Genomic DNA, 7663 nt, shown 5'->3' with positions numbered 1-7663 from the left:
TTTCTCAATAGCTTGTGCCTCCGCTAAAGCTTCAGCGACACGCGGACGGCTATTCAGAAAAATTTGTGCCTTGCATCTTATTCATTATCTTTGTTTCTTAAAAGAAATGTATTTAAAGAACCTCCCTGAATAACTTAAGAAATTAAATGATTTGGCTTTGCTTTAGCATAATTGCATCAACAGGAATCGCTGTAATTTTTAAATTTATTGAAAAATATAAAATTCATACTTTTCATGCCATTGTAATAAATTATTTTATCGCATCATTACTTGGTTTTCTGTTGATTAAAATAGATTTTAACATCAAGGAAATTTATAGTTATGAGTGGTTTCCTCTTTCTGTTGCTATTGGGATAATTTTTATTGTACTATTTTATTTAATTGGAAAATCAACTCAAAAAGCAGGAATTACAGTAACAATAGTTGCAGTAAGGATGGCTGTAATTATTCCTATTACTTTTACAATAATTTATTTTAATGAAAGTATCAGTTTTCTAAAAATAATAGGGATTGTACTTGCACTCATTGCAGTAGTTTTCTCAATTTACCGTGAAAAGGCAACAAAATTAGAAAAAAAATACTTTTTCCTTCCTGTGGTAATTTTCTTGGGAGCAGGGCTTGTTGATTCTTTAATAAAATTATCTCAACAAGAATATCTTGACGACAACAGCCTAACAGCATTTATAACTGTGCTTTTTAGTATTTCAGGAATTATTGGGGTTTTTACTGTTTTAATTAATAAAAGCCGTATTTCCGACCTTGTTAAATTGAAAGTTCTGTTTTGGGGATCACTTCTTGGTTTTGCAAATTTTGGCTCTCTTTATTTTTTTGTTAAAGCTTTAACATATTCACCCTTTGCAAGTTCCGCAGTTTTTGGAATCAATCATATTGGAATAGTATTATTTACCGTTTTGCTAGCTTTAATTATTTTTAAAGAAAAACTTAACAGAATAAACCAAATAGGTATTGTGGTTTCAGTAATTGCAATTTATATTCTTTCACGCTTTTAATAACTATAGGGGGGCTATAACTTATTTTATTTTTACCTTTGTTTAAAATAAATAGAACTATGAAACAAATTAGAAATGTATTTTATCTGCTTTTATTTGTTATGTTCTTTGTAACAACTGCAAATTCACAAAGCGGCAATAAGGAAATTGAGAATCTAAAAGGTATTTTAGAACAAGATACATTATCACAAGAAGAAAGGGCAATATCATTAATTAATCTAAGTATTGAGTATTATTATAAAAATAAAAATGAAGACGCATTAGAGTATATAATTAAAGGTGAGAAAATTGCAAAAAGCCTTAAAAAACAGAATATTCTTGCTAAAGCATACTTGATACATGGCAATATTGTTTCAACCCAAGAAAATACTAATAAATCTTTAAAGTATTATTTTAAATCACTTAAATTATATGAACAAATTAAAGATTATTCAAATATTGTTTCTGTATTATACTCAATTGGAGAAACATACAGATCAATTGCAATGTATGATAAATCATTACACTATTTATATCAAGGTTTAAAAATAGCTTCACAACAGGAATTGCTTGACCAAAAAACAGAAATGCATAACAGGCTTAGTGCGGTATATTATGAAACAAAGGACTATAATAAATCATTAGCTTATGCAGATTCATCACTTATGTATAAAAAAGATGATTTAAGTAATTGGTACCTATCGAATACATATAACATAATAGGTGCAAATTATAAAGACTTAAAACAATATGACTCCTCAATCTTTTATTTAAAAAGATCTCTTAAATTTGGATTAAAAGATAAAGAACACTCGAATATAGCAGCTACCTACAATAATATTGCATCCTTATATAATGCTAAAAAGAATCATGATAGTGCAATATATTTTGCAAGAAAAGCATTAAATTTATCTTATAAATATAATACTTTAACATATAGAGAAGTTGCATTATTACATATTTCAAGTGCTTATAAGTCAATGGAGGTCTATGATTCAGCATTGATATACCATATTATTTACTCCGGAACTAAAATGGAAATTCTTGATTCAGAAAGAAGCCAAGAACTTGCAGAAATGGAATCAAAATATGGGCTAAGGAAAAATGAAATGAAAAATGAAAAATTATTGATTCAAAATAAATTAAAGGATAACAAAATTAAAGGACAAAACATAATTATCTTTTTTATTATTTTGATTTTTACTATTGTTGCTTACTTTTATATTATCTTTAGAAAAAGAAACCATATTTTAAAAAAGAATAATGCAATTTTAAAAGAACATCAAAATGAAATTAAAAATAAATCAGAACAGTTAGAAAATTTAAACAACACAAAAGATAAAATTTTATCAATAATAGCACACGACCTTAAAGGTCCATTTCATTCTATACAAGGATTTTCATCTCTTTTAATGGAAGAAACAGAATCAAATAAAGATGATGAATTATATTTATATTCCAAACATGTAAACCAAGGTATTGAACAATTAGACTTTTTATTAAACAACCTTTTAAAATGGTCGCAATTACAAATTGGAACAATAAAAATTACCAAAACCGATATACTATTAAAAGATTTAACTACGGAAATAACTAGATTATTTGAAATAGCACTTCTTACTAAGAAAATTAATATCAATATTGATATTTCTGATAAGCAACTTATATTTTGCGATAGAGCTTCAATCTCAACGGTTTTTCGTAATATTATTTCTAATGCTCTAAAATTTACTCCTGAGAATGGAGAAATAAGAATCTCATCAAAATTGACAGATAAATATACTGAAATTAGAATTACCGATAGTGGCGTTGGAATGGAAAAGGAAGTATTAGATAATTTATTTACAATGAAGAATAAAAGCAGAAAAGGGACAAATAAAGAAAAAGGAAGTGGTTTGGGAATGCTAATTTGTAAAGAGTTTATTGAAAATAGTGGCGGAAAAATAGAAGTAGAAAGTACAGTTAATAAAGGAACTATTATTAAGCTATTGTTGCTTAATAAGGAGGAAGAATAAAATATTTGGATATTTTAAAATATGTTGTTTTCAAATTACTTTTACACTCCCAGCTTATCCTTCAAATACTTCGCAGTATATGAATCATCTACTCCAAGCAAACCATTAACATTTCCCTGATAAATAATATCTCCTCCTTTTTCACCGCCTTCTTTTCCAAGGTCAATAATATGATCGGCACATTTAATAACTTCAAGATTGTGTTCAATTACTAACACAGTGTGTCCTTTTTCAATTAAGGCATTAAAGGAATCAAGGAGTTTTCTGATGTCATGCCAATGTAGTCCTGTTGTAGGTTCATCAAAAATAAAAAGTGTTGACTCATCGGTTTTGCTACCTTTTGCAATAAAACTCGCAAGTTTTAATCTCTGAGCTTCTCCTCCGCTTAATGTTGATGTTGGCTGTCCTAATTTCAAATAATCAAGTCCTACTTGAGCCAATGGTTGCAATCCAAATTTTATTGATTTATGTTCAGAAAAGAACTCTATAGTTTCTTTGATGGTAAGGTTTAATACTTGGTCAATATTTTTATCATTGTATTTTACTTCCAATATTTCATCTTTGTATCTTTTGCCTTTACATTCATCGCAAACCAAATGCATGTCTGCTACAAATTGCATTTCAATGGTTATTTTTCCTTCACCTTTGCATTCTTCACATCTTCCACCCTCAACATTAAAAGAAAAGAAAGATGCTTTGTAACCTCTGATTTTTGATATTTGCTGACTGGCAAAAAGCTCCCTTATATTATCAAAAACTTTAAGGTAAGTTGCAGGATTTGAACGTTTTGACCTGTCGATACTATTTTGGTCAACAAATTCAATTTTTTTGAGATACTTAGTACTTCCCGAAATTTCCTGACAGTTTACAGGCATGGGATTTATTGATGTTTCAATATTTTTTAACGATTTAAGAATCACTTCTTTTACCAATGTTGTTTTACCTGAGCCACTAACCCCCGTAATTACCGTAAATGCAAAAAGAGGGATGTTAATGTCAATATTTTTAAGATTAAATTTTTGAGCATTTTTAAAAGAAATAGAATACTTAGGTTCACGATATTTTTCAGGAATTTTTATTTCAAGTTTCCCGTTAAGATACTTTGCAGTAAGGCTTTTGCTTTCTTTTGCAAGTTGCTTGTGGTTAGCCTGAAAAACCAAATACCCACCATCAGCACCGGCAGAAGGTCCTAAGTCAATAATTTCATCTGCTGCCTTAATAATATTTTCGTCATGCTCCACAACTACAATTGTATTTCCAAGGGATTTTAAATGTTTTAATATTTTTATAAGTTGGTCGGTATCTTTAGGATGAAGACCTATACTTGGTTCATCCAAAATATAAAGCGAACCACTGAGATTGCTTCCAATAGAATAAATAATTTGTATCCTCTGTAGCTCGCCACCCGAAAGACTTCTTGATGTCCGGTTAAGGTCAAGGTAGCCCAATCCAATATCCTCTATCATCTGCAAACGATTATTTATTTCAAACAAAATTCTCTTGGCAATTTTATTATCCTTGTTGTCATTAGCATATTTCTCAAAGAATTTTTTCAGTTCAGAAAGAGGCATTTTTACTAATTCACCTATTGATTTATTTTCTATTTTTACATAGTCCGCTTCTTTTCGCAATCGTGTACCATGGCATTTATTACAATTGGATTTACCTTTATACCTTGAAATAAAAATACGGTAATGAATTTTGTAAGACTTTGATTCGATAAATTTAAAAAAATCATCAATACCTTTAATTGAAGCATTTCCTTCCCAAAGCAACTCTATTTGATTTTGTGATAATTCATTGTAAGGAGTAAAAATCGGAAAATCAAAGTCTTTTGCTTTTTTGATAAAAGCCATTTTCCATTTTCTCATTTTTTCACCTTCCCAACAAATAACAGCTCCGTCATAAACAGAGATTTGTTTATTTGGGATAACCTTATCTTCATCAATTCCAAGAATTTCTCCAAAACCACCACAGCGAGGGCAAGCACCATAAGGGCTGTTAAATGAAAATAAATCAGGTGAAGGTTCTTCAAAAGAAATTCCATCTCTCTCAAATTCATTTGAAAAAGTAAAACTCTCGGAATTGATATTTACAATACACTTGCCTTTCCCTTCATAAACCGCTGTTTGAACCGAATCACTTATTCTATTTATATTTTCATTATCATTTTTCTTTAAAACAATACGGTCAATAAGGATGAAAGCATTTTTATCAAGTTCCTTTTCAATCTTTTTTACTCTTTCTTTTTTTTCAATCTCCTCAAGAATATCTTCAACTTTAGAAATTTCATTATTTATTAGCAATCGTGAAAATCCTTTCTGTAATAAAATCGAAAGCTCTTCATGCCATCTTCTTCCGTTTTCACACTTAATTAAAGATAATATTTTTATTTTGCTACCGTCCTTTTTCCTACAAATGCTATCAACAATATCATCAATATTGTCTCGTTTCACTTCCTTTCCTGAAATAGGAGAATATGTTTTGCCAATACGAGCATAAAAAAGTTTTAGATAATGATAAATTTCAGTAACAGTACCAACAGTTGAGCGAGAATTTGAAGTTGATTTTTTTTGTTCGATAGCAATGGCAGGAGGTAATCCTTTTATAAAATCAACTTTAGGTTTTTTAATTTTTCCTAAAAACTGCCTTACATAAGACGAAAGACTTTCAACATACCTTCTTCTACCCTCTTCATAAAGTGTTTCAAAAGCAAGTGAAGATTTACCAGAACCTGAAACACCGGTAACAACAATAATTTTTCTATGAGGTATCGCAAGGTTAAGATTTTTAAGATTGTTTTGATGTACATTTTTAACAAGCAAAAACTCTTGCGGGTTAAGTTGATTTAGGTCTTTGTCGTTCATCTTTTTCAAAGGTAGTAAAATTAATAGGTCAAAAATATTTACTGCAAAAGTAAGTAGTGCCTCTTAGAAAACTCTCCAAAATTAAAAATGTTTCTTTTTTATTCTTTCTTCTTGAAAAATAAGGTTCTATGTTAATTTGTGTGAGTAAAAAAAATTAAAGCCACAGATTCACAGATTAATATTAATTTATATGAAATATTCTAATAAGATATATGCAGAGCGGTCATAAACTACGTTTTGCTATACCGTGTAAACAAATAATAATCAATATGTTAAACATAGTGCCAAATCTCAAATTATGTGCAGTCGAAGTATATGTCCTTTAGTCCAGATATATCTGGATTTGGCGAAAATTCATTAATTAGTAGATGTCTATAAAGTAGGGTGTTTAGTTCAGAATGTTCGAGTTCAAGCCTTGTGAAGTCTTTAAAATCAAGGAGCTCGTACGGATGATTGCTTTAAAGACGAACATAACGCAGAGATCGGACATTATGGACAAACACTAATTACAAAAAGAATAATTTTGTAATCTGTGAATCTGTGGCAAATTTGATTACCCACAGTATTTGACATAGAACCAAAAATAAGAACCCAAAATTTATCATTGAGTAGTACCAATTTCTATTTTTTTATTTCTTTTGCTTTCTCAAAGCATGTTGAGAATTACAATTCTGTTATGATGTTATTCATTTTCAATAAGATAGTATTTTATTTCTATCACTTAAAAATACGATTTAGACGTTAAATTTAAAAAAATATAAAATAAATTTGTATTTAATTAATAATTAACATATCTTAGCAGTGTAAAAAAATGTTTAATAAAAAACAAAAATAGCCCATCGATACACCTCTACACAAAAAATTTATTTAAAAATTGACACACACAAAAGTTAGAGGTATGAGAAAACAATTAATTAGCGACAGAGAACTTGTAAATGATTATATTAATGGTGATGAAAATAGTTTAAGAATTTTAATAAACCGTCATCAGGCAAAGTTATTTTCATATATTTTATTTCTCGTAAAAAACAGAGCTCTTGCAGAGGATATTTTCCAAGATTCTTTTGTAAAAATTGTAAACACTTTAAAAAGTGGCAAATATCATGAAGAAGGAAAGTTTTATCAATGGATTGTAAGAATATCACGAAATTTGGTAATAGATCATTTTAGGAAATCTAAAAAAATGACTTTTGTTACCGACAGTGAAGGCAATAGTCTTGTTGAAGACCTTAAAATTTATGAGGAAAACAGAGAAGAAGAAATCGTAAAAGATGAAACAATCAGGAAGCTAAAAATAATGATTCACAAATTGCCAACCGAGCAAAAAGAAGTATTAATTCTCAGGCATTACGCAAATCTTAGTTTTAAAGATATTTCCGACCTCACAGGTGTAAGTATTAATACTTCTCTAGGTAGAATGCGTTATGCTCTCATTAATTTAAGAAGGATAATAGAAAAAAATAATATTGATATTTAATTGCAGTTCAAACAATTAATAAGGTACGGTTTTACAAAAATTGAGTAACAATGAAAACAATATCATTCATAATTTTAATCTTCTCAATAACAACTCAATTATTTTCCCAAAATTTAACTGAGGAAGAATTGAAGCTATACAATTTAATAATAGAATACCGGCAAGAAAAAAAATTACCTCCTATTCCCCTCTCTCCATCATTAACAATTGTTGCTCAAACTCATGTCAAAGACCTTGCTGATAACAACCCTGACAAAGGCAGATGCAACACTCATAGTTGGTCTGATAAAGGAAAATGGACATCATGTTGCTATA

The 7663-nt window shown here is 29.0% G+C and carries 5 protein-coding genes; 4 read left to right on the top strand and 1 reads right to left on the bottom strand.

Features of this window, described 5'->3' with window-relative positions; genetic code table 11:
• The first annotated feature begins 146 nt into the window (after positions 1–146).
• Positions 147–1010, top strand: coding sequence for a DMT family transporter (locus U9R42_13920; GenBank protein MEA3497120.1), 864 nt, complete (start codon positions 147–149; stop codon positions 1008–1010).
• 59 nt (positions 1011–1069) lie between these two features.
• Positions 1070–3004, top strand: coding sequence for a tetratricopeptide repeat-containing sensor histidine kinase (locus U9R42_13915; protein MEA3497119.1), 1935 nt, complete (start codon positions 1070–1072; stop codon positions 3002–3004).
• A 41-nt stretch (positions 3005–3045) separates the two neighbouring features.
• Here U9R42_13915 and uvrA read toward each other — a convergent pair whose 3' ends face one another.
• On the bottom strand, positions 3046–5871 hold the full coding sequence (gene uvrA / locus U9R42_13910; protein ID MEA3497118.1) for an excinuclease ABC subunit UvrA: 2826 nt from the start codon (positions 5869–5871) through the stop codon (positions 3046–3048).
• 898 nt (positions 5872–6769) lie between these two features.
• Between uvrA and U9R42_13905 the strand changes: the two genes are divergently transcribed.
• Both U9R42_13905 and U9R42_13900 read left to right on the top strand, forming a co-directional pair.
• A complete protein-coding gene (locus U9R42_13905) occupies positions 6770–7348 on the top strand; it encodes a sigma-70 family RNA polymerase sigma factor (protein MEA3497117.1) in 579 nt (192 codons plus the stop codon).
• Between the two features lie 50 nt (positions 7349–7398).
• A partial coding sequence (locus tag U9R42_13900; GenBank protein ID MEA3497116.1) for a CAP domain-containing protein occupies positions 7399–7663 on the top strand: 265 nt, incomplete at its 3' end.

Source organism: Bacteroidota bacterium, from assembly GCA_034723125.1.
GTDB lineage: Bacteria > Bacteroidota > Bacteroidia > CAILMK01 > JAAYUY01 > JAYEOP01.
The sequence above is the reverse complement of the archived record's forward strand: the minus strand, read 5'-3'. Positions and strand labels throughout refer to the sequence as shown.